Raw genomic sequence first — 21,394 nt, 5'->3', positions numbered from 1 at the left:
TTATAGGTTAAGGGTTAAAGTTTTGTGTTCTTGATTAGTGCCCCCTGATTTGGGGAAGAGCCCAAGTTTTGTGTTATTGATTAGTGCCCCCGGAAATGGGGAAGATCCAACTCTTTCGGTTCGAACACTTCCGGGCCAATGACATTAGATGCCTTGGCTAAATCTCGGAGTGATTCTTTGCTTTTTGTTGATTTTATGAAAAATGGCGCGCCCGGAAGGATTCGAACCTCCGACCCCCTGGTTCGTAGCCAGATACTCTATCCAACTGAGCTACGGGCGCGTTGACTGGCGGAGAGAGAGGGATTCGAACCCTCGATGGGATTTCTCCCATACTCCCTTAGCAGGGGAGCGCCTTCGACCACTCGGCCATCTCTCCAATCAATGGTTGCGGAGTATATCAGGTATTTTGAAGCCGTCAATATCTCTTCTTTATAAATTAAATTTTAAAGCGTGCTAAAGTCTTTATATGCTTCATAGTGAGCAATAATTAATCAATAAAGGGTGAGTTACTTGCACAACTGGATAGTACTCAATTTTTCAAGAAGTTAGGATAATTATTTTTTTATATAATGCTTTATAAAATTTCCATATTTTTATGATTACTGCTAATCTTTATCATTCATAAATCAAAGCCAATTTCAGTGACGACTAATGGCGTGAAGTTAAAAGATTTAGGTCTTTTTTGTTACTTACAAGAGGGATGTCGTTATTTATTGAGCTTTGGAGTAACTGTTCTTTTAACAAAACATCATTGCAGGACTGCGACCCAATTTTAATATAAGGAGGATCGATGAAACAGAAGTCGAATTTACATGGTCGAGACGTGTATATAGTTGATGGAAATCGAACACCATTTCTCAAGGCCAAAGGAATAGGTCCTTTTTCTGGATCTGATTTGGCGGTAGCGGCAGGTACGACATTATTAAATCGACAACCTTTTGCTCCAACTGAGTTGGATGAAGTGATTATTGGCTGTGCTATGCCTAGTCCAGATGAGGCAAATATTGCTCGAGTGGTTTCCTTGCGCTTGGGATGCGGTGATAAAGTACCTGCGTTTACAGTAATGAGAAATTGTGCCTCCGGAATGCAAGCTCTGGATAATGCAGCAATGCAAATTGCAAGCGGTCGTAGTGACTTGGTGCTTGCCGGTGGTACCGATTCTATGAGCCATGCTCCTTTATTATTTAATCAAAAAATGGCCTCCTGGTTAGCTAGTTGGTATGGATCTAAGAGTTTCAGCCAAAAATTAGGACTAATCACTCAATTTAGACCTGCTTATCTTGCTCCTGTTATTGCTTTGCTACGCGGACTTACTGATCCCATTGTTGGTATGAACATGGGGCAAACAGCAGAAAAAGTTGCTTACCGTTTTAACTTAACTCGTGAGCAAATGGATGAATTTGCGAACCAAAGCCATTTAAAGCTGGCAACAGCTTATAGCGAAAATAGAATGACAGAAGTATCACCAATTATTGATTATAAAGGACGTGTTTATTCTCAAGATGATGGACTACGAGCAGATTCAACTGTCGAAAAATTAGCAAAATTAAAGCCATTCTTTGATAAAAAATACGGTATGGTAACGGCTGGAAATAGCTCGCAAATAACGGATGGTGCTTGTTTGTTATTACTAGCTAGTGCAGATGCGGTTAAGAAATATGGTTTAAAGATCCTAGCTAGAATAGTGGACTCACAATGGTCAGCACTTGACCCATCACAAATGGGACTTGGCCCTGTGCATGCGGTAACCCCTATTTTACAAAGACAGAAATTAAAATCTGAAGACATCGATTGCTGGGAAATTAATGAAGCATTTGCAGCGCAAGTTTTGGGTTGTGTCGCTGCCTGGAATGATGAGAATTATTGCCGCACTCACTTAGGTTTGGAAAAAGCATTAGGTGGCCCTTCATTAGAAAAACTTAATCGTGATGGTGGTGCAATTGCAGCAGGGCATCCTATAGGTGCAAGTGGTGCACGTATCGTATTACACGTTTTAAAATCATTGGAACAAAGAAATGAGTCGCGGGGTATGGCTTCTATCTGTATTGGTGGAGGACAGGGCGGGGCTATGTATCTTGAACGAGTGACTGAGGTGAAAGGACATGAATAATTACAAACATTGGGACTTGAAAAGAGATAGCGACAATATTCTGTGGTTAGGACTGGATAGAAAAGATACGTCTGTAAATAGCATCAATGAAGAGGTATTAGACGAGCTTAACAGTCTTCTGCATGAAATATCACAAGATAAAAATGCTATAGGTCTGATTATTTATTCAGCTAAAGAAAAAGGTTTTATCGCGGGTGCGGATGTGAATGCGTTCTCAAAATTTGAAACCCCAGCACAAGCGGTGGATTTTTTACGAAAAGGACAAGCGGTATTTGCTCGTCTACAGGCGCTAACAATTCCCAGCGTGGCTATGATAGATGGTTTCTGCATGGGCGGTGGTTATGAATTGGCTCTAGCCTGCACTTATCGAGTTGCCAGTGATGAAAAGGATTCCCGTATCGGTTTGCCTGAAGTGATGTTGGGCATACATCCAGGCTGGGGAGGGTCTGTGCGATTACCCCAATTGATTGGTGGTTTTCATGCCTTATCACAAATCATTTTGACTGGAAGTGCAGTGCCTGCTGTAAAAGCCAAAAGTTTAGGCATGATTGATGACGTGGTCCCGATTCGCCAGTTAAAGCGAGCTGCTGTTTATTTTATAAAAAACAAGCCACCAAAACATAAACCTTCATTCATACATGGATTAACAAATAGCTCTTGGATGAGGAAACCTATTGCTGCTTTAATGCGCCGTAACGTTGCCAAACGAGTACGAATAGAACATTACCCAGCGCCTTATGCCATTATTGATCTGTGGGAAAAAGAAGGTGGTATGGGCGATAGGGCATACTTGAAAGAAATAGATTCCGTAGAACATTTGGTATCTACTGGAATTACTTCAAAAAATTTGATCCGCGCTTTTTCCTTGCGTGAACGTTTGAAAGGTTTTGCAAAAGGTAGCGATTTTAAGGCAACCCACGTACACGTTATAGGTGCGGGTGTAATGGGAGGCGATATTGCTGCTTGGTGTGCTCTACGTGGTTTGCGGGTAACTTTGCAAGATCAAACTTATGCTCAAATTGCTCCAGCAATTGGTCGCGCTCATACTTTGTATAAGAAAAAATTACGTAAGCCTCGACTTATACAAGCTGCAATGGATAATTTAATCCCTGATCCTGAAGGTCATGGTATTGCACGTGCAGATGTAATTATTGAAGCTGTTTTCGAAAATCTTGCAGTTAAGCAAGAAATTATGAAAAAGGTTGAAAAACTTGCTAAAAAAAATGCCATCATTGCCACGAATACATCCAGTATTCCCTTGGATGAAATGAGTAGTGTCATGAGTAATCCGAATCGTCTGGTTGGTATTCATTTCTTTAATCCAGTTGCAAAAATGGACTTGGTTGAAGTAGTTAGTAGTGCAAAAACCTCCAAGACAGTTGAACTCGATTCCTGTGCTTTTGTCAATCAAATTGGCAAACTGCCGTTACCTGTTAAATCCAGCCCAGGATTTTTAGTAAATCGAGTGTTGATGCCTTATCTTATGGAGTGTGTCCAATTACTGGATGAAGGATATAGTGCTGAAACGATTGATGAAGCAGCCTTATCTTTTGGTATGTTTATGGGGCCTGTAGAACTTGCAGACACAGTAGGATTAGATGTTGGTCTTGCTGTTGCTGAAAATTTAACGGGGCATTTTGGTGGGACTGTGCCACAAAAACTTCGTGATATGGTTAAAGAGGGTAAACTTGGTCGTAAAACAGGTCAAGGATTTTACCAGTACAAAAATGGTAAGGCAGTTAAAAGACAACCCAGTACACCAATTAACCCGCATATTGCTGATCGATTAATTCTGAGAATGGTAAATGAGTCGGCTGCCTGTTTGCGAGAGGGCGTTGTAGCTGACGCTGATTTACTTGACGCAGGTATGATTTTTGCTACAGGTTTTGCTCCATTTCGTGGTGGTCCAATGAATTATGCAAAGGATTTCGGAACAAATAATCTGGAAAATTTATTTAAGACCTTGGAATCCAAGTATGGTGAGCGTTTTAAGGTAGATGAAAGTTTATAATTTTGATTCTACTTTTTTATGAAACTATGTTGAAGCTCAGGTATAGGCAGCTGTTATTAAGTTAATGATTTTTGTCATTCCCGCGAAGGCGGGAATTTATTCTCAAAAGTAGCACAATGCTCGCTAGAAATGGGTTCCCGTCTTCGCGGGAACTACATTTTGCCATAATATAATTGAAGTGCTGTTTCACTTCACCCAAGCCTTGAGGTTACGTTCCAACATGGGATATTCATTACAAATGATCTTAAACAAGCAAAATTTACTTTTTTTTATGTTCATACAAATTTTTTGCGTGTTTATTTCCCATGCGGCAACTTTAGTTTTACCAGTGACGGGTAATGTTGTTGGAGAGATTCAATATGCGTTAGCTGAGGCAAATGAAACAATTGATGAGATAGGCAGACGTTTTGATGTTGGGTATTATGAGCTCGTCAGAGCAAACCCGCAAATCGATGCCAGACAATCTTTAATTGCTAATTCTCGGCTTGTAATTCCTGCACAGTATATTTTGCCTAATGTTCCTCGAAAGGGAATTGTAATCAATTTAGCAGAATATAGACTGTATTATTTTCCTGAGAATGAGAATGTGGTAATTACTTTTCCAGTTGGCATTGGCCGAAAGGGATGGAGTACGCCTTTGGGAATAACCAAAATTGTAGCCAAAGAAGCAAATCCTAAGTGGCGACCAACAGAACGACTTCGTGTCGAAGCAGAGAAAAATGGTGATTTTCTTCCTGATGAATTTCCTTCTGGGCCATATAATCCCTTAGGTCAGTACGCCTTGCGCCTGGGATGGCCAACATTCCTTATACATGGTACCAACAGACTCAATGGAATTGGCTCGCGTGTCAGCGCGGGATGTCTTCGTATGTTTCCTGATGATATTGAGTATTTATTTCGAATGGTTCCAATAGGAACCCCAGTAAGGGTGATTAATGAACCAGTAAAAATTGGTAAACAGGATGGCACATGGGTCGTTCAAGTACATCCTATTTTAAGTGAACAAAAGGGTATGACGCTGCAATCAGCACTGGATAAATTATTAAAAGGCCATAATATTTCCAATTTAGGCCACAGTAAAGTAATTCAAAATGAACTTAATTATCCAACAGGCATAGTCCGAAAAATTTAAATTATTGTTTAGTCCAGTTAACTTGAGTTGAGCCGAGAAAAGTTAGAATTTTAAACAATCTTTCATCTGATCCCTGATGTTCGCTTTGCTGCTCTAATACTACTGTATTTCAAAGAATAGTAGCTTAAAAGCAAAACAATAAAGCCCCCTATGATATCGATTAAGTAATGCCATCCTAATAAAACACAAGATGCAATAAGCAAAAGATTAATTATAAATAATAGAATGCAAGGAATTGGCCATTCTCTAAGAAGATTCACACATAATATTGCCCAAATCGCGTGAAAAGAAGGAAGTGCTATTAACCCACCTTCATTTGTAGTTGGATTAATGTAATGATGAATTTGTTTGAACTTAAGGCCTGTATCGATTTGCTCAGGAGAAAAAAAAGGGCTATTGATAATACTCGCGGGAGCAGTAGTAGGGAAAAAATAATAAAATGCAAAACCAATTAAAACAGTACTCAACATATAAAAATAATATTCTCTGATTAAATGAAATCGACAGGTGAAAATGACCAGTAAGGGCAAAATGCTCATTTGATAGGTGAGACTATCATAAATTACACCGAGTATATATTTGAACTGAGGATGATTGTGAGTCCAGGCTAATATCGCTTCCATATGGATATCCATATGTTCTTCGATCGTGTTAATTAAGGGATCAATAATTGGGAATGGAGTTAATTGCACTGCATTTGTTGCGATGGCGATTAAACACATCACTAAAAAAAAATAAATCAGTTCTCTTCCGACTTGCCTGAGTTTGTCCCCCTTGGGGAAATAGAGAACGAGCCCAAGATTTATAAGAATTAATACTAGAGCTAGAAACGGGATACCCTCAGGAAAATAGTTATTACTAGGATATTTATAAAAAAAATGATTTATTGAAAAAACAATAGATGATAAAGCCAGGACTAAACCAGAAAGGATAATAATTGAACGCGATGACACTTGATACATTTCAGACGAATTATTCAACTGTTTCTAATAGCTGCTTTTGTTTAATGGCATGAAAGATCTCTTCTCTATGCACATTAACTGACCTGGGAGCATCTACACCAAATTTTATATTTCCATGCTCCTGTGTTTTAAAAGCTAAGATTTTAACAGCAGTATCACCAATATGAATCATTAAAGGTTCTTCAAATTGAAGAGAAATTATATCCATTAAAAACCTCTGTACTTTCAAATAAGTTGATTATAAATCAATGACATTTACTTTTTATGCACGGTAACCTAATTCATAGATATTTGTCACTAAAAATTAATACAAAATTAGTAAAAAAAATTTTATTAGAGAGTTTTATTTGCCTCGCATCATAATTTAATTATTTTTAATTGATTGAGAATTGTATGATGCGACCAAAATGGTTATAATTAGCAGCTTTTTTTAAACCTTGCCTTACTGTTATTTCAGATAACAGGAGGCTATTATCCATAAGGAGAAATCATGAGACATTATGAAATTATGTTTCTTGTGCACCCGGATCAAAGCGAACAAGTGCCAGCAATGGTAGAGCGCTATGAAGGGATCATAAGCAAGCACAATGGGGTCATCCACCGTAAAGAAGATTTGGGTCGTCGCCAGTTAGCTTATCCAATTTGTGATGTACATAAAGCACATTACATTCTTATGAACATTGAGTGTAGCCTTGAAGCTCTGGAAGAAATTAAAAATGCATTTAAATTTAATGATGCAATTATCAGAAATTTAATCACTCGTCAAAAACAAGCGATCACGACTGAATCAGTTTTGATGAAGAAAGAAAAAGAAACCAGATCTGCTTAAGAGGAGTTTTATTATGTCAGCTTATTTTCGTAGAAAAAAAATGTGCCGTTTCAGTGCTGAAGGCGGCAATGAAATTGATTATAAAGATATCAATTTACTGAAAAACTATATTTCTGAAACTGGTAAAATTGTGCCAAGTCGTATTACTGGTACTCAAACCCGTTTTCAAAGACAATTAGCTAGAGCAATTATGCAAGCCAGATTTCTTGGCCTGTTGCCATATTGTGATAGCCACAGATAAATAATAATGATGCGAGCAGGCAATTTTATAATAAAACAATGTAAGGTAATGCTTGAAAGTAAACAGCAATCAATTGTTTTTGCTGCAATTTTTTCAGTATTACCCTTTGCATCTTGGCTTTCAGTCGCTTTAGTGTGTTTAGTGACCTTAAGAAAAGGTGCTCGATCTGGTTTTGATATTTTATTGCCTGCACTTGTTATTCATTCTGTTCCATTGATGATGTTAATTCCATTGTCCGGAGCACTGATTAATACTCTAATCGCTTATCTTCCATGTTACTTTGCAGCATTGAGCCTGCGAAATACTGAAAAATGGCAGGTGGCCGCGGGAGTGTTTTTTATACTGGCCTTTTTGGGATGCTTACTCATTCAACTTTTAGCCCCTGGTTTTATTGTCGAACAATTTAGGCTGTTTAAATTAATTTTGACACAATACCAGGACTTAGTTGATCCCACTCTTAATGGCATAAACTCAGTAATTTTAGCGCAGTTATTCTTCGGAATTCAGATATTAAGTGTGATTGTTTCCGCAACAATTTCCTTGATGTTCGCGCGAGCAATTCAAGCAAGATTATTTTTACCTGGTGGTTTCAGGAATGAGCTAATGTTATTTCGTAGTGGTAGACTTTCATTTTTAGTTTTCATGGGAGTTTCATTGGCAACTTTTTATGAGATCCCTTTGGCTTTGAATGTGCTTCCAATTATGCTTTGTTATTTTTTGGCTTCTGGATTTGGATTGGTTTATTTTATCTTTTCTCAAAAAAGACAAGTGAAGGTATTTATTTTATTGATGTTATTAATATTAGTGAAACCAACTTTTGTATTATGTACCTACATCATCCTTGGTTTATTAGATAGTTTAGTTAATTTTAGATCGTATTTCCCTTCAAGGGTCGGCGAGTCAATTTAAGGGGTTATTAAGATGGAAGTTATCTTATTAGAAAAAGTGAGAAATTTAGGTAACCTGGGTGATAGAGTAAATGTAAAATCAGGTTATGGTCGTAATTTCTTGATACCACAAAATAAAGCGGTTTTTGCTACACCAAAAAATATTGAGTTATTTGAACAGCGCCGCGTTGAGCTTGAGAAAAAAGCCCAGCAGTCTTTTGCTGTTGCTGAGCAGCGTGCCGCCAAGTTGAATGATACTACTATAATTATTAATGCTATGGCGAGTGACGAAGGCAAATTGTACGGTTCCGTTGGTGTTAATGAAATTAAAGATGCTTTGGTAGATAAAGGTATCGATATAGTCAAGCGTGAAATTGTAATGCCAGAGGGACCTCTTCATTCAATCGGTAATTTCGTTGTTGAAGTACATGTTCACAGTGATGTTATTGCCAAATTGCACGTTGAGATTGTTCCTGCCAAGTAAGTTAATCTATCTTGTAGCCTGGGTAAAACGTATCGCGTAACCCAGGTTTTCCTAAAGTTACGCATCGATTTGTTTATTTTATACGAAAAGTATTCGGTAAAGAGCAAGCAATGCAATCGCTGTATTCAAAAACGCCCAAATATAAGAAGGATATAATCCTTTATACGCGTTATAGTAAGCATATATCGCGATAAATGTGCTCCCTGAAAAAAATATCCATTTATCATTGTAGGCAAAACCCATAGAAAGCAAAGCAATACCAAACACTCCCAATATTAAAAACACACTATTTTCTTTGCCAAACATTAAATAGAATGTGAGGAGTTGACAGCACATTAATATAGGCAAGAAAAACTGGGTATAAGGGCCACTACCTAATAGAATTGCGGCGTGTCCAGCAATAAGTATTAATTGTAGGGCTATAAAAAAAAACAACTTAAAATGAATGGCGGTTATGAGCAAGGCAACACCGCCAATGAAATAATAAAGTTGAGAATAAAAATGAGGAGGTGAAGTTCCGAAAAACTTCAAAAGGCCACTCAATATAATAAGTGAGCCAATGCATCCCAACAAAATATATGTATTTTTAGCCACGCATCACCATTTTAAGTAAATTCCTTTCGCCACTGATTCTTGGATAATTTCACCTTGGGATTTGTTAAATGAAATCCAATAATTTCCCATGTTACTTAGAGCGAACTTAACTCTTGGATATTCACATACTTCTAATACACTACGACAGTCCACAAGAGTAGTATTTTCATCAACGTGTTTATAACATTTAAAATTTAAGTTCCTAACATCAGAAGCAAATGCACCCCAACTCATTGGTTCGAATGTAGCATGCAAAGGGGGGCTCATAAATACTTCTTCAGTATTTACACGTTCCATTTCGATTTTAGAATCAGAATGATTTTGTATTAAATAATAAGACTGCTTTCCTGTTTCATTTAAAATCAGATAATTTTGACTATAGCCGAAACCTGTAACCTCGCATCCTCTTGGGAAGGTACTTGCAACTTGAGCTTGTGCCGCGCTAATTAGAACAGCAGAGAAAATAATCGATTTATTAATTTTGTGGAACACAGACATAAATACCTCAATAAGTAAACTTTGTGGGTTATTTTAATCATAAAAAATACAAAGTCTATCCCACAGCAAAAAAATAGGACCTATTCTTTTTGCGCAGCAATTTTAGCTTTAATCATAGGATAATAAGTTCTGTAAAAACTTAAAAATATGTACATTCCAACATAAGCTAATGAAAGTGTAAGGAAAATGATGTTTGTATTCGGATAACTAATGAGCAAACAAACTGAACTAATAGCATAGATAATAGAACAAACATGCATAAGCACTTTTAATATCCTGGATTCAGTTAAATAGTCGAGTCTTGAGGGATATACGTATTTTACAGGTACAAAAATAAGTATAGAAAGGATTGTTAATATAATGGCATTTGTTGTGGCAGTAGTATTAAAGATAAACATATATAAAATAGTAACGTTCCAATAACATGGAAATCCTTTAAAAAAATGGTCTGGGGTTTTTGCATCAGACTGACAAAATTGATAAGCAGAAGTTATTGAAACCGCCGCAATTAACAAAACTGAATAGGTAGGCGGAAGCATACCGGGCTTCACAAGCAAGAAAAAGCATGGAGTTATAACGTAATTTAAGTAATCAACGATATTATCAAGCAATGCGCCATCTATTTTGGGTAAAATTTCCTTAATATTAACTAAGCGAGCAAGGCTTCCATCCACTGCATCAATAACAACAGTAATAAGCATGAGCCACAAAGCAAAAATGTATTCATGTTGATACATTTTTACTAATGAAAAAACACCAATACAGGCTGCGCTTGCGGTAAAGAGATGCACTAACCAAGCCGCTACGTACTGTAATGGGTGGAATTTCGGTTTACTTAAGTTCATTAATAATCCTAGTGTTAATAGAAAACAATCATTAAAAGCTGTGCTATTAAAGATGGATTTCTGAAATATTTATTAATTGTATAAACATATTGGTTTAAACTATGTTGCTTTTAATGAAAAGCTAAAAATATAAAAATAGTATCAATAATCAAAAGTAGTACGCAAGGAGAGTTGGTAACTTTAATTAAATATACTTTATTCTGTATGGAGACATCATGATAATTCAAACTGTAAATCCCGCAACAGAACAGATCCTGAAAACTTATAATTGCTTGAGCAAGCAAGAAGTTAATGAAAAACTCAACAAAGCGCATGAAGCATATCTGGAATGGAAAAAAACCTCTTTTAGCAAAAGAAAAGCTTTAATGCTACGGCTCGCCCAACTGTTAAAATCAAAAACAGATGAATTGGCTCATCTAATGTCAAATGAAATGGGCAAGCCAATAACTGCAGGTATCGCAGAAATTAATAAATGTGCCTGGTTATGTGAGCATTATGCAGAACATGCAGAAGAGTACCTTGCTGCCAAAGTAGTGCAAACGGATATGAAAAAATCTAAAGTATGTCATTTACCACTTGGGGTGGTTTTTGCCATCATGCCTTGGAATTTTCCATTTTGGCAGGTATTTCGCTTTGCTGTTCCTACGCTCATGGCTGGCAATGTTGCTGTCTTAAAGCATGCACCTATCTCTTCTGGAACTGGCAATAAAATAGAAGAGTTATTTCTGGAGGCAGGATTTCCCGATTATGTTTTCCAACACTTAATTGTCGATAATGATGGAGCGGCTAGAATTATAGAGCATCCCTCAGTTATTGCGGTTACTTTGACAGGAAGCGGACGTGCAGGAAGCGCTGTTGCAAGTCATGCAGGAAAATTTTTAAAGAAAGCAGTATTAGAGCTAGGGGGGAGCGATCCTTATCTCGTTCTTGAAGATGCTGATTTAGATCTGGCTGCACGTTGTATTGTTAATTCAAGACTCAATAATTCAGGCCAAGTTTGTATTGCTGCCAAGCGCATCATTGTTTTAAAATCAATTGAAGAAGAGTTGATACAAAAAATAATTGAGCAAGTTTCTGCATTTAAAATGGGGGATCCACTTAATCCCGAAACCCAGCTTGGCCCATTAGCGCGTTCAGACTTGCGCGAAAACTTGCATATTCAAGTAGAAAAATCACTAAAACAAGGTGCTAAATTATTGCTAGGTGGTATAATTCCCGATGGAAAAGGTTTTTATTATCCACCAACTTTGTTAACTCATGTGACACCTGGCATGCCAGCTTTTGATGAAGAGTTATTTGGACCTGTTATTGCTATTATTACAGTCAATAATGAAAAAGAAGGCATTGCTTATGCCAATCAAAGCCAATATGGTTTAGGTGCCGCGGTGTTTACTCGCGATTTGGAGAGGGGAGAACATATAGCTACTTATGAAATAGAAGCTGGCGCGTGTTTCGTTAATGCTTTTGTGGCTTCTGATCCCAGATTACCATTTGGTGGAATAAAAGAATCAGGGTTTGGCCGTGAGTTATCAAAAGAAGGTATTTTAGAGTTTGTTAACACTAAAACCATAGCCATCGGTGATTCATAACATTAAAGTTTGCAGTCATTTACTCAAAGCGTAAATGGCTTCAACATGATTTTTTGGCCACTCTCATTAAACCAGTTTATTTATTGGCTTGGTGTGAGTGGCTGGTTATTTTTATTTAAACAATAATTCTCGCTGTAGGGCTGAGGCAAAATCGACGAGGTATAACAACAATGTCTTATAAATTTGAAGAAGGTAAAGATGTATTAATTGAAGCCATTGTAGATAAAATTAGAAGCTCTATGGGTGGTGATCAAATTGAGTTTTGCGCCGAATTTGCCAAACAGTTGTATGGTACTGTAGCAATGGAAGACCTGAGTTCATGGACTATTGATGATCTTTATGGTGCTGTAGTAAATTTTTGGTCTTTAATTAGTGAACGAGCTCCTCATGAGACAAAAATTAGAATCTATAATCCAGATTATGAACGTCATGGATGGCAAACTACTCATACTGTAATTGAGGTTATTTGTGATGACATGCCTTTTCTGGTTGACTCAATTCGTTTGGTAATCCATAGAATGGGGCTATCCTCTCATCTAACGATTCATATGGGGGGTATTCGCGTTAAAAGAGATAAAATGAATCGAGTCTGTGAAATTTTACCTCGTGCTCAAATATTAGATGAGAAAGACGTAATTCATGAGGCGCCAATATTTCTTGAAATTGATCGACAAACTGACCCTAAAGTGCTTGAAGAATTGCATAAGGGATGCGCGCGCGCTCTTGAAGACAACCGAGTAGTTTTTGAGGATTGGGAAAAAATGCGCGCTTCAGTTCGAGAAGCAATATCAGAAATTGATAAAGTATCTTCTGTACTCGATTTAGATGAAGTAGAAGAAACTAAAGCATTTTTACATTGGATTGAAGATCATCATTTTACCTTTTTAGGAATGAGAGATTATGAATTAGCAGAAAAGGGTAAAGAAACAATTTTACAAGCGGTTCCAAATACTGGATTGGGACTTTTGCGTGAAAGTGTTACTAAATCAATGACACGAAGTATTTCTGCAATGACACCAGAAGCACGCGAATTTACCTTATCTCCACGCATATTAGTTACTTCGAAAACAAATACCCTAGCAAGTGTCCACCGTGATGCGTATACCGATTATATAGGAATTAAACGATTTAATGCCCAAGGACAGGTAATTGGGGAACGAAGAATTATTGGACTTTATACTTCTGCTGCCTATCATACTAACCCAAAACAAATTCCATTTTTGAGACGTAAGGTAGCGCTCATTATGGAAAATTCCAAATTAAATCCACGCAGTCATGCGGGTAAAATTTTGTTGAATATTCTAGAAACGCTACCACGGGATGATTTGATTCAAGGAACAGAAGAAGAGCTTCTGGAAATTGCAATGGGTATATTTTATATGCAAGACAGAAAGCGTATACGACTATTCGCGCGAGTTGACGTTTATCGTCGATTTGTTTCTTGCTTGGTATATGTACCTAAAGATAGAATTAATACCGAATTAAGAATGGCGATGAAAAACATTCTTGATGAAAGCTTTAATTCTATTGAGACTACATATTCAACTCAATTTACCGAGTCTGTTTTAGCACGAGTACATTTTATTATTAAAATTAATCCGAATATACCACTCGAATATGATTTAAAAGACATTGAACGAAAACTAATCGAAGCAGGGCGGTCATGGACAGACGATTTGCAATCTCATTTAAATGAGACATATGGAGAGGAACAAGCCAATACCCTTTTTGCACGTTATAAAAATGCATTTCCGATTGCCTATTGTGATATGTTTTCTGCAAGAACAGCAGTTTATGATATTAAGCATATTGAGTTACTCACATCTGAGCATCCGTTGGGTATTAACTTTTATAAACCATTGGATGAGTCAGAAAATAGTTTTAGATTAAAAGTTTATCAGCATGATAATACGATACCTTTATCTGATGTTTTACCAATATTAGAAAAACTAGGTTTACGTGCAATAAGTGAGCGTCCTTATTCATTAAAATTTGAAGATGGTAAAGTTGCTTGGATTAACGATTTTGCCATGCAATATAATAAACCGATTGAGTTTGATCTGGATGAGATAAAAGAATTATTCCAGAATGCTTTTGCCAAAGTCTGGTTTGGTCAAGCTGAAAATGATGGCTTTAATCAGTTGGTTTTAGCGGCGGGACTTAATTGGCGTGAAGTAGCTGTATTGCGCACCTACGCCAAATATTTCAAGCAAATTGGTATTACTTTTAGCCAAGACTATATGGAAATGGCGTTAAATAATAATGTCACTATTGCTAAAAAGTTAGTGAAATTATTTGAAATTCGCTGTAATCCTGCTGATGATCCCAATAGAGAAGATCGTTTCACTGATTTGTCTATTGAAATATTAAACGATCTCGATACTGTATCGAATCTTGATGAAGATAAAATAATCAGACAGTACATCCATGCGATTAGTGCTACATTACGAACCAATTTTTATCAAGTAAATCAAGATGGACACCATAAACCTTATATTTCTCTAAAATTAAACAGCAAGATTATTCCTGGTGTGCCAAAACCACATCCTATGTTTGAAATCTTTGTTTATTCTCCAAGATTTGAAGGGGTTCACTTGCGTTGTGGCAAGGTTGCTCGCGGAGGATTACGTTGGTCTGATCGAAGAGAGGATTTCCGTACAGAAATACTTGGTTTGATGAAAGCGCAGCAAGTCAAGAACTCAGTAATTGTTCCTAGTGGCGCCAAGGGTGGTTTTGTACCCAAATTTTTACCTGTAAACGGTACGCGAGAAGAAATAATGGCTGAAGGGATCGGCTGTTATCAATTATTTATTCGTGGTCTTCTCGATATTACAGACAATTATGTTGAAGGTAAGGTAGTTAAACCAAATAATGTCGTCTGCTATGATGAGGATGATCCCTACCTTGTTGTTGCGGCAGATAAAGGTACCGCAACGTTCTCTGATATTGCTAATGCTATTTCTTTAGAGTATGGCTTTTGGTTGGGAGATGCTTTTGCATCAGGTGGCTCAATCGGTTATGACCATAAGAAAATGGGGATTACGGCCAAAGGTGCATGGGAATCAGTGAAACGACACTTTTATGAATTGAATATAGACATTGAAAATAATGATTTTACTGTCGTGGGTATTGGCGATATGGCTGGAGATGTTTTTGGTAATGGTATGTTGTTATCAAAACACATCAAGTTGGTTGGGGCCTTTAACCATATTCATATTTTTGTCGATCCTGATCCTGATGCAGAAGCCAGTTTCAAAGAGCGTGAGCGTTTATTCCATTTGCCACGTTCAAATTGGACTGATTATGATAAAAAACTTATTTCCAAGGGCGGTGGTGTATTCAATCGTAATGCCAAATCCATCCCTGTCAGTAAGGAAATGCAAGCTGTTTTCGGAATTAAACAGAATGAAATTGAACCCAATGAGTTAATTAAAGCGATTTTAAAAGCCAAAGTTGATTTACTTTGGAGCGCAGGAATTGGTACATATGTTAAGGCCAGTACTGAATCAAACGCTAATGTTGGTGACCGAACCAATGATACAACTAGAGTCAATGCCAAACAATTACGTTGCAAAGTTGTGGGTGAGGGCGGTAACTTAGGATTAACCCAATTGGCACGTGTTGAATACTCATTAAATGGCGGAATGGTTTATACCGACTTTATTGATAATTCTGGTGGTGTTAATTGTTCTGATAAAGAAGTAAATATTAAGATTCTTCTTAACAGTATTGTTGCAGTTGGTGATTTAACTCCAAAACAACGTAATGAATTGTTAATTGAAATGACTGATGAAGTAAGTAAATTGGTGCTTCGTGACAATTTCTTACAAACACGAGCAATTAGTTTATCTGCATCACAGCCTCTTCAGGCATTGGATCTACAAAGTCGCTATATCAGTGAATTAGAACGAACCGGAAAAATTGATCGTAATCTGGAATACTTGCCAGACGATAAGATTATTATGGAACGCAAATTAATGGGTAAAGGCCTGATGCGTCCAAGTATTGCCGTATTAATGTGTTACAGTAAAACAATTCTTAAAGAGCAAATTCTGGCCTCTGGTGTTCCTGAAGAAGGGTATATGACTCAATTTTTAATTAGTTCATTTCCCAAGCCTTTGCAAGAGCGATTTAGCAAGCAAATGCAATCTCATCCACTAAGAAGAGAAATAATAGCAACCAAGTTAAGCAATATTATAGTAAATGAGATGGGCTTTACTTACATTTACAGATTACAGGATGAAACTGGTGCTCCTGTTTCAGCGATTGTAAGAGCTTACGTCATTACTCGCTCTGTACTTAATTTAGAATCTGTTTGGAAGCAAATTGAGGAATTGGGCACGAAGATCAGTGCTAAAAAGCAAGTAGAAATGATGATGCTTTATGCTAGATTGGCGCGACGTATTACACGTTGGTTCTTGCGTAGTCAGCGTAGAACTGTTGATATTTCCGAGGTTGTAAAACTCTACTCGCAAGGAATTGTTGAGTTGAAGATGTCCATACCAGCAATCTTAAATGAAGAACGACGGGTAAAATATAATGAGGAGTATCAAGGGCTTGTTAATGAAGGTATTCCACCAACATTAGCACATGATTTGACTGTAACCCGAGGCTTATTTGCTGCAACCGACATTATAGAAATCGCTGATAAGAGAAATATGAAAGTCGCTCAGGTTGCTGAAATTTATTTTGGAGTAGGCGAGTTCTTGGATCTTGCATGGATTAGAAAACAAATTATTATGCATCCGAGTGAAAATCATTGGGAATCCTTGTCCAGAGAAGCATTACGAGATGATTTGGATTGGCAACAGCGTCAACTCACTGCTGGACTTATTAACTATGACGGTGAGAACCCCGATTTGCAGGCACGTCTTGCTTCTTGGGGAGAGTCTCATCGCGCATTAATACAGCGTTGGCGCTTTATTTTAGCAGATCTGAAAGCAAGCTCGGTTCTAAACTATACGATGTTCTTTGTTGCAATCAGAGAGTTGCTTGATCTGACGCAAACTACGTTGCAATCGTATGAGTTAGTTGAGCAAGAAGCATAATATTAGTCTGTTCATGTTGGTTGGGCCTTGGCTCAACCAACATGAACTTTGTATATACAAGAAGATTTTATTATGTAAGTGGATTTGATAAAGTAACTGATGGATTGGTCAATTCTATTGACTGATTATGTCCTTCAAGAAATACCGTCTGCTCATTTCCTTTCAATATACTTACTGCAATTAAATACCGCCCAGGCTTCAGAATCGAAAAGTCAACTAACTGACCCAGTTCTGTTCCCTCTGGATTTTCAAATAATTTTTGTCCAGAATAGATCTTTTGATCTGTCATAATTTCATAAAGTTTCATTTGGTGTTTTAAGGTAGCTTTATAGTGCATTCGTGCAATAATTTCCTGACCCTTATAGCAACCCTTATTGAAATTGATGTATGGAGTTTTTTGCAAATCGAGCCTGTGTGGTAAAAACAAACCTCGAGATTCGGGATAAATTTCTATTTGTTGTTGATATAGCCTTAAAGTATGCCAGGTTAAAGAACCAAGAAATTGTTCTTTTCTCATAAAACGATCTTGGATTTCATGTGCATGCTCAGCCAGCACTAGAAAAATATAGAATCCATTGCCTAAATGATAAATACAAGAGCGGGCATTGTATGTATGTGCATAAAGAGCATTAGGAAAAAACTCTGTATCGGGAATAATATCTTCTTGATTTTGGAGATAAAATCCAAAAATTTTAAATTGGGCGTTTGACTTAAGGCTAACACGGGATAATAGAGCATATTTACTTAATGAATGAATAGTCGCTTCTTGTAAATCTTCAGGCAGTATTAACTTGACTCCTTGCCAGTTAATAATATCCATCAAAGCGAGGATCCGTCCTTTAAGATTGCACTGTGCTCCTTGAATCATTTGTATATCAGATAAGGAGCCTAAGTCACAAGTTAATTGGCCTTGAAGAAAGTCAATGGCTTTATTTCCCTCAACATCAATAGCAGATAGATAAGATAAATCAAATAAATAATTCTTTTGAGGCAAGAGCTCTAACTCATTATTCAAGGCTTTAAAGGTAGTTAAGGCTCTGTTATTAATTAAATGTGTAAAAGTCGTACTCATTATTCTTACCTAAAAAACAGTTACTTTTATATTATGGATAACTGCGAATCAAAATCTTAAGAGTTTTTCTAATTCTTTAAACTCACCATACGAAATGTATTTTAAATGAAAATTTAATGATTTCCGTTTACAAAGACAGTAGTGTATCATTTGTCTGTAATAAGATCACAAAGAGATTTAACATGTTGGATATCAAGGAAAAAGCAAAACTTGCATGGCATTGCCGTCGGGGAATGCTGGAATTAGACCTTATTTTGCAACGGTTTCTTGAACATCAAGTGGATCATTTATCAACACAAGAACTTGCTGCTTTTAATTCATTATTAAGTTGTACTGATCCAGAGCTGTTTGCTTGGTTAATGGGCCATGAAGATCCTCAAGATAAAGAGTTAAAAGAAATTGTCACTATTATCCGAAATAATAATTGAGCCAGGAAAGTCAAAAATTTATTTACGTTTGATTTTAGTGGTATATCTCATTACAACTATTTTAATTCTTTTTTCATCCATATATCTATTGATCAAACTAATTTTGCTGGGTCTAATTTTCGTTTTATTGTACATTGATTGGGTTAATCAAAGTCCGTGGTCATCAATTAAAAAAATTCAATTTATTGGTAATAAATGGATTTTGGAAATGCAAAAAGGTAATAAAGAATCATATACCCAAGCCGTAGTTCTAATTCATAATCCTTTTTTTCAACTTATTGAATTTGTAAATTCCAAACAAAAAAAACGAATCGTTTTATTTCTTGATCAAATTACGAATCATCAATTACGCCTGCTACATCTCAAAATAAGCCAAAGTAGTATATAATTGAACATAAGGTACAAATAAAGACCAATCATTTAAATAATGGAATTATGAGGAAGTGATGAGTAAAGAAACTTCTTACAGTGATGAGGACTTGATTAATTTGGCGAGACAAGGTGACATGGAAGCTTATAATCTGTTGTTGTCGCGTTATAACAATAAAATACAACAAATTATTCACTTACATATTCAAGATAGAGCAAATGCTAGTGATCTGGCACAAGAAGTATTAATTAAAGTATATCGCTACTTACATTATTTTAAAGAAAAATGTCGGTTTTCTACATGGTTGTACCGAATTACTCAAAATACAATTAAAAATCACTATCGTGCTGCTAATCTACGTATGGATCTGGAAGCTGAATATGCTGATAATTATTATCCCTCAGTGCAGCTGTCTCCAGAATATTTATTAATTAATATCGAATTTGGTGAACAATTGGAGCTAGTTCTTTCTACTTTATCAAAAGAGTTACGTCTTTGTTATGCTATGTATATCCTAGATGGTCAATCTTATGAAGACATTGCAAAAAAGATGGATTGCCCAATCGGAACAGTGCGTTCTCGTATTTTTAGGGCACGAAAACTAATCATGGAATCAATAAGTCAATTTGTTTAATAGACATTTCTTCTTTCCACTATTATGATATGAACGCAATTTTTGATTATTTATTAATCAGTTACTTTTATAAATATTATGAAGAGTTAAATTCATGCCTAATCCTCTGGAAAGACGTTTAGAAAGTTGTCGTGATAAACTTTTACGGCTTTATATAGAAAACGAACATGAAACAATGATTCTGCAACAACTAACAAAAGTTGATGCGTATTATAAGCGTTCATTCGATAAATCAACCTATCATCCCCAGGCAATTGTAGAAGCTTATGAATTATTTGTTGAGCATCTAGTCAAAGTTAAAAATGGTGAGCTTTCTGCAGAACAGGCATTACAAAAAATTCAAGAGACTACCTTTAACAGAAAATTAGGTATTGTCTTTTATAATATTGCTAAGGCACTGGAAATGGCTTTTTGGGCTATAGCAACTCCTGTTTGCTTATTTTGTGCTACCTCAGTAACCGCACCCAATCCAATTTGTGGACTAAGTTTAGCAATCCTTTTCACTGCACTAATGATAAAATCAATAAATAAATTTTTTGAATGCATTGATGATTTCAAATCTTGTACTCGATTGTTTGAAGAAGATGAGCGAGAACGAAGCTTGGTATCATTTTTTAAACCAGACATTTCCTCCACACAGGAATTAAGAGTCGCAAGTTCACATGCGCAATTGTCTGTAGATATGACTCCAATATATGGTTAGTTTGGGAGATGAAATTTATTTTATTTTTAATGTTTTTTTTCAATTGGTTACATCATCTTTAATAGTCCTTTCAATTATGATATAAAACGCCCTGATTATTTACTAGGGTCTGTTGACAATTTCTCCATTAGCCTACGTTCTGCGCTTTATGCGCGGAATCCAGTAAAACCACATTAAAAATAGGTACATCTTAGTGTGTCTCTATATTGCCCGCGCATAAAAAACGGGAAATAAGAGGAATTAAATGAAATGTCAACGGACTCTAATCAAAGCCGTTGTTATTTTTTCTTCGTTAAATTAAGGGATGAATTATGACTAGTTCATTGGAAATACGTTTACAAGAATGCGATAAAAAAATTGATGCACTTTATAAAGGAGTGGCGCTGAATGAAGAAATTGAAAAACAATTAAAAACAATTAAAGCTTATTATCACAAATTATATATTGATGCGATTGATAAACAAGCAGAAAAAGAAAGCATTAAAATATATGAGCTCCTTGTTACTGGCCTCGAAGGACTAAAAAACGGGCAGCTAAAATCTGAGGACGTGTTAAAAGAACTTGATGAAATAAAAGCACTTAGAAAATCAAACATAGTTCTTGAAAATATTCTCACTTCATTAGAATTACTATGTTGGGCTACGCTTTCAGGTATATTCTTTTCTTATTGTGTTTTATTGGCGCCTCCACTGGTAGCAGTTAATCCTTTTTTTGCTCTTGCTATACTAACAATTGCTTGCATGACGGCAATCTACTCAACAGCGAACTTTTTTAATTGTATTGATGAATTTAAATCATGTACTCATGTTGAGCAGGAGTTTAAACGAGAAAAAAAATTAATATCATTTTTTAAGTGTACGCCACCTTCTGAGTCACCCTCTAAAGAATTTGAGTTGAATGAATATTCCAAAGAAGGGCAACTGCAGGTATTAATAAACTAACAAACTCAATTTACTC

Annotated in this window: 20 protein-coding genes and 2 tRNA genes; 14 read left to right on the top strand and 8 right to left on the bottom strand. The window is 36.3% G+C overall.

All coding sequences use genetic code 11. The features are described from left to right. Positions 1-203: 203 nt before the first annotated feature. Positions 204-280, bottom strand: a tRNA-Arg gene (locus DGG96_RS12775). A 6-nt stretch (positions 281-286) separates the two neighbouring features. Further along, positions 287-376, bottom strand: a tRNA-Ser gene (locus DGG96_RS12770). A 414-nt stretch (positions 377-790) separates the two neighbouring features. Between DGG96_RS12770 and DGG96_RS12765 the strand changes: the two genes are divergently transcribed. The 3 genes from DGG96_RS12765 (at position 791) to DGG96_RS12755 (ending at position 5,253) form a co-directional block, all read left to right on the top strand. Further along, positions 791-2,110, top strand: a complete 1,320-nt coding sequence (locus DGG96_RS12765; RefSeq protein WP_110143044.1) for an acetyl-CoA C-acetyltransferase — start codon at positions 791-793, stop codon at positions 2,108-2,110. Beyond that, entirely contained in the window at positions 2,103-4,121 is a 2,019-nt protein-coding gene (locus DGG96_RS12760) for a 3-hydroxyacyl-CoA dehydrogenase NAD-binding domain-containing protein (RefSeq protein WP_110143043.1), read from the top strand. Before DGG96_RS12765 ends, DGG96_RS12760 begins: the two co-directional genes overlap by 8 nt. 220 nt (positions 4,122-4,341) lie before the next feature. Next, on the top strand, positions 4,342-5,253 hold the full coding sequence (locus tag DGG96_RS12755; RefSeq protein ID WP_233590532.1) for a L,D-transpeptidase family protein: 912 nt from the start codon (positions 4,342-4,344) through the stop codon (positions 5,251-5,253). A 62-nt stretch (positions 5,254-5,315) separates the two neighbouring features. On the opposite strand, the gene DGG96_RS12750 is transcribed toward DGG96_RS12755, so the two are convergent. Together DGG96_RS12750 and DGG96_RS12745 are read right to left on the bottom strand one after the other, a co-directional pair. After that, positions 5,316-6,215: a phosphatase PAP2 family protein gene (locus tag DGG96_RS12750; protein WP_110143047.1), complete on the bottom strand. Its 900-nt coding sequence runs from the start codon at positions 6,213-6,215 to the stop codon at positions 5,316-5,318. Between the two features lie 10 nt (positions 6,216-6,225). Then, on the bottom strand, positions 6,226-6,423 hold the full coding sequence (locus DGG96_RS12745) for a carbon storage regulator (RefSeq protein ID WP_058469454.1): 198 nt from the start codon (positions 6,421-6,423) through the stop codon (positions 6,226-6,228). 282 nt (positions 6,424-6,705) lie between these two features. Here DGG96_RS12745 and rpsF point away from each other — a divergent pair, with 282 nt between their 5' ends. From rpsF to rplI, 4 genes are read left to right on the top strand one after another with little or no spacing between them, the layout of a single operon-like run. Then, a complete protein-coding gene (gene rpsF, locus DGG96_RS12740; protein ID WP_058469455.1) occupies positions 6,706-7,044 on the top strand; it encodes a 30S ribosomal protein S6 in 339 nt (112 codons plus the stop codon). A gap of 13 nt (positions 7,045-7,057) precedes the next feature. Beyond that, a complete protein-coding gene (rpsR, locus tag DGG96_RS12735) occupies positions 7,058-7,285 on the top strand; it encodes a 30S ribosomal protein S18 (protein ID WP_058469456.1) in 228 nt (75 codons plus the stop codon). 6 nt (positions 7,286-7,291) lie between these two features. Continuing rightward, the gene (locus DGG96_RS12730) at positions 7,292-8,194 is read left to right on the top strand and encodes a hypothetical protein (RefSeq protein WP_199739247.1); all 903 of its coding nucleotides are present in this window, start codon (positions 7,292-7,294) and stop codon (positions 8,192-8,194) included. Between the two features lie 12 nt (positions 8,195-8,206). Continuing rightward, entirely contained in the window at positions 8,207-8,656 is a 450-nt protein-coding gene (rplI, locus tag DGG96_RS12725) for a 50S ribosomal protein L9 (protein ID WP_110143042.1), read from the top strand. A gap of 78 nt (positions 8,657-8,734) precedes the next feature. On the opposite strand, the gene DGG96_RS12720 is transcribed toward rplI, so the two are convergent. The 3 genes from DGG96_RS12720 to pcsA form a co-directional block, all read right to left on the bottom strand. Further along, positions 8,735-9,250 (bottom strand): hypothetical protein, encoded by a 516-nt coding sequence (locus tag DGG96_RS12720; RefSeq protein WP_110143041.1) that lies wholly within the window; start codon positions 9,248-9,250, stop codon positions 8,735-8,737. A gap of 3 nt (positions 9,251-9,253) precedes the next feature. Then, complete coding sequence (locus DGG96_RS12715; protein ID WP_110143040.1) at positions 9,254-9,748, bottom strand: enhanced entry protein EnhB; 495 nt, start codon at positions 9,746-9,748, stop codon at positions 9,254-9,256. Positions 9,749-9,828: 80 nt separating this feature from the next. Next, complete coding sequence (pcsA, locus tag DGG96_RS12710; protein ID WP_110143039.1) at positions 9,829-10,593, bottom strand: phosphatidylcholine synthase; 765 nt, start codon at positions 10,591-10,593, stop codon at positions 9,829-9,831. 215 nt (positions 10,594-10,808) lie between these two features. On the opposite strand from pcsA, the gene DGG96_RS12705 reads away from it, so the two are divergent. Both DGG96_RS12705 and DGG96_RS12700 read left to right on the top strand, forming a co-directional pair. Next, entirely contained in the window at positions 10,809-12,182 is a 1,374-nt protein-coding gene (locus DGG96_RS12705; RefSeq protein ID WP_110143038.1) for an NAD-dependent succinate-semialdehyde dehydrogenase, read from the top strand. 170 nt (positions 12,183-12,352) lie between these two features. Continuing rightward, positions 12,353-17,230 (top strand): NAD-glutamate dehydrogenase, encoded by a 4,878-nt coding sequence (locus tag DGG96_RS12700; RefSeq protein WP_110143037.1) that lies wholly within the window; start codon positions 12,353-12,355, stop codon positions 17,228-17,230. Between the two features lie 70 nt (positions 17,231-17,300). On the opposite strand, the gene ygfZ is transcribed toward DGG96_RS12700, so the two are convergent. Continuing rightward, positions 17,301-18,302: a CAF17-like 4Fe-4S cluster assembly/insertion protein YgfZ gene (ygfZ, locus tag DGG96_RS12695; protein ID WP_110143036.1), complete on the bottom strand. Its 1,002-nt coding sequence runs from the start codon at positions 18,300-18,302 to the stop codon at positions 17,301-17,303. A 182-nt stretch (positions 18,303-18,484) separates the two neighbouring features. Here ygfZ and DGG96_RS12690 point away from each other — a divergent pair, with 182 nt between their 5' ends. From DGG96_RS12690 to DGG96_RS12670, 5 genes are all read left to right on the top strand, one after another. Beyond that, positions 18,485-18,730, top strand: a complete 246-nt coding sequence (locus DGG96_RS12690) for an FAD assembly factor SdhE (RefSeq protein ID WP_110143035.1) — start codon at positions 18,485-18,487, stop codon at positions 18,728-18,730. 208 nt (positions 18,731-18,938) lie between these two features. Further along, positions 18,939-19,118, top strand: a complete 180-nt coding sequence (locus DGG96_RS21185; RefSeq protein ID WP_233590533.1) for a hypothetical protein — start codon at positions 18,939-18,941, stop codon at positions 19,116-19,118. 58 nt (positions 19,119-19,176) lie between these two features. Then, positions 19,177-19,734: a sigma-70 family RNA polymerase sigma factor gene (locus DGG96_RS12680; protein ID WP_110143033.1), complete on the top strand. Its 558-nt coding sequence runs from the start codon at positions 19,177-19,179 to the stop codon at positions 19,732-19,734. Positions 19,735-19,828: 94 nt separating this feature from the next. After that, positions 19,829-20,437 (top strand): DUF5638 domain-containing protein, encoded by a 609-nt coding sequence (locus DGG96_RS12675; RefSeq protein ID WP_110143032.1) that lies wholly within the window; start codon positions 19,829-19,831, stop codon positions 20,435-20,437. A gap of 311 nt (positions 20,438-20,748) precedes the next feature. Next, complete coding sequence (locus tag DGG96_RS12670; RefSeq protein WP_110143031.1) at positions 20,749-21,378, top strand: DUF5638 domain-containing protein; 630 nt, start codon at positions 20,749-20,751, stop codon at positions 21,376-21,378. The last annotated feature ends 16 nt before the right edge of the window (positions 21,379-21,394 follow it).

The sequence above is a fragment of the Legionella qingyii genome, from assembly GCF_003184185.1.
This window is presented reverse-complemented; position numbering and strand designations above follow the sequence as displayed.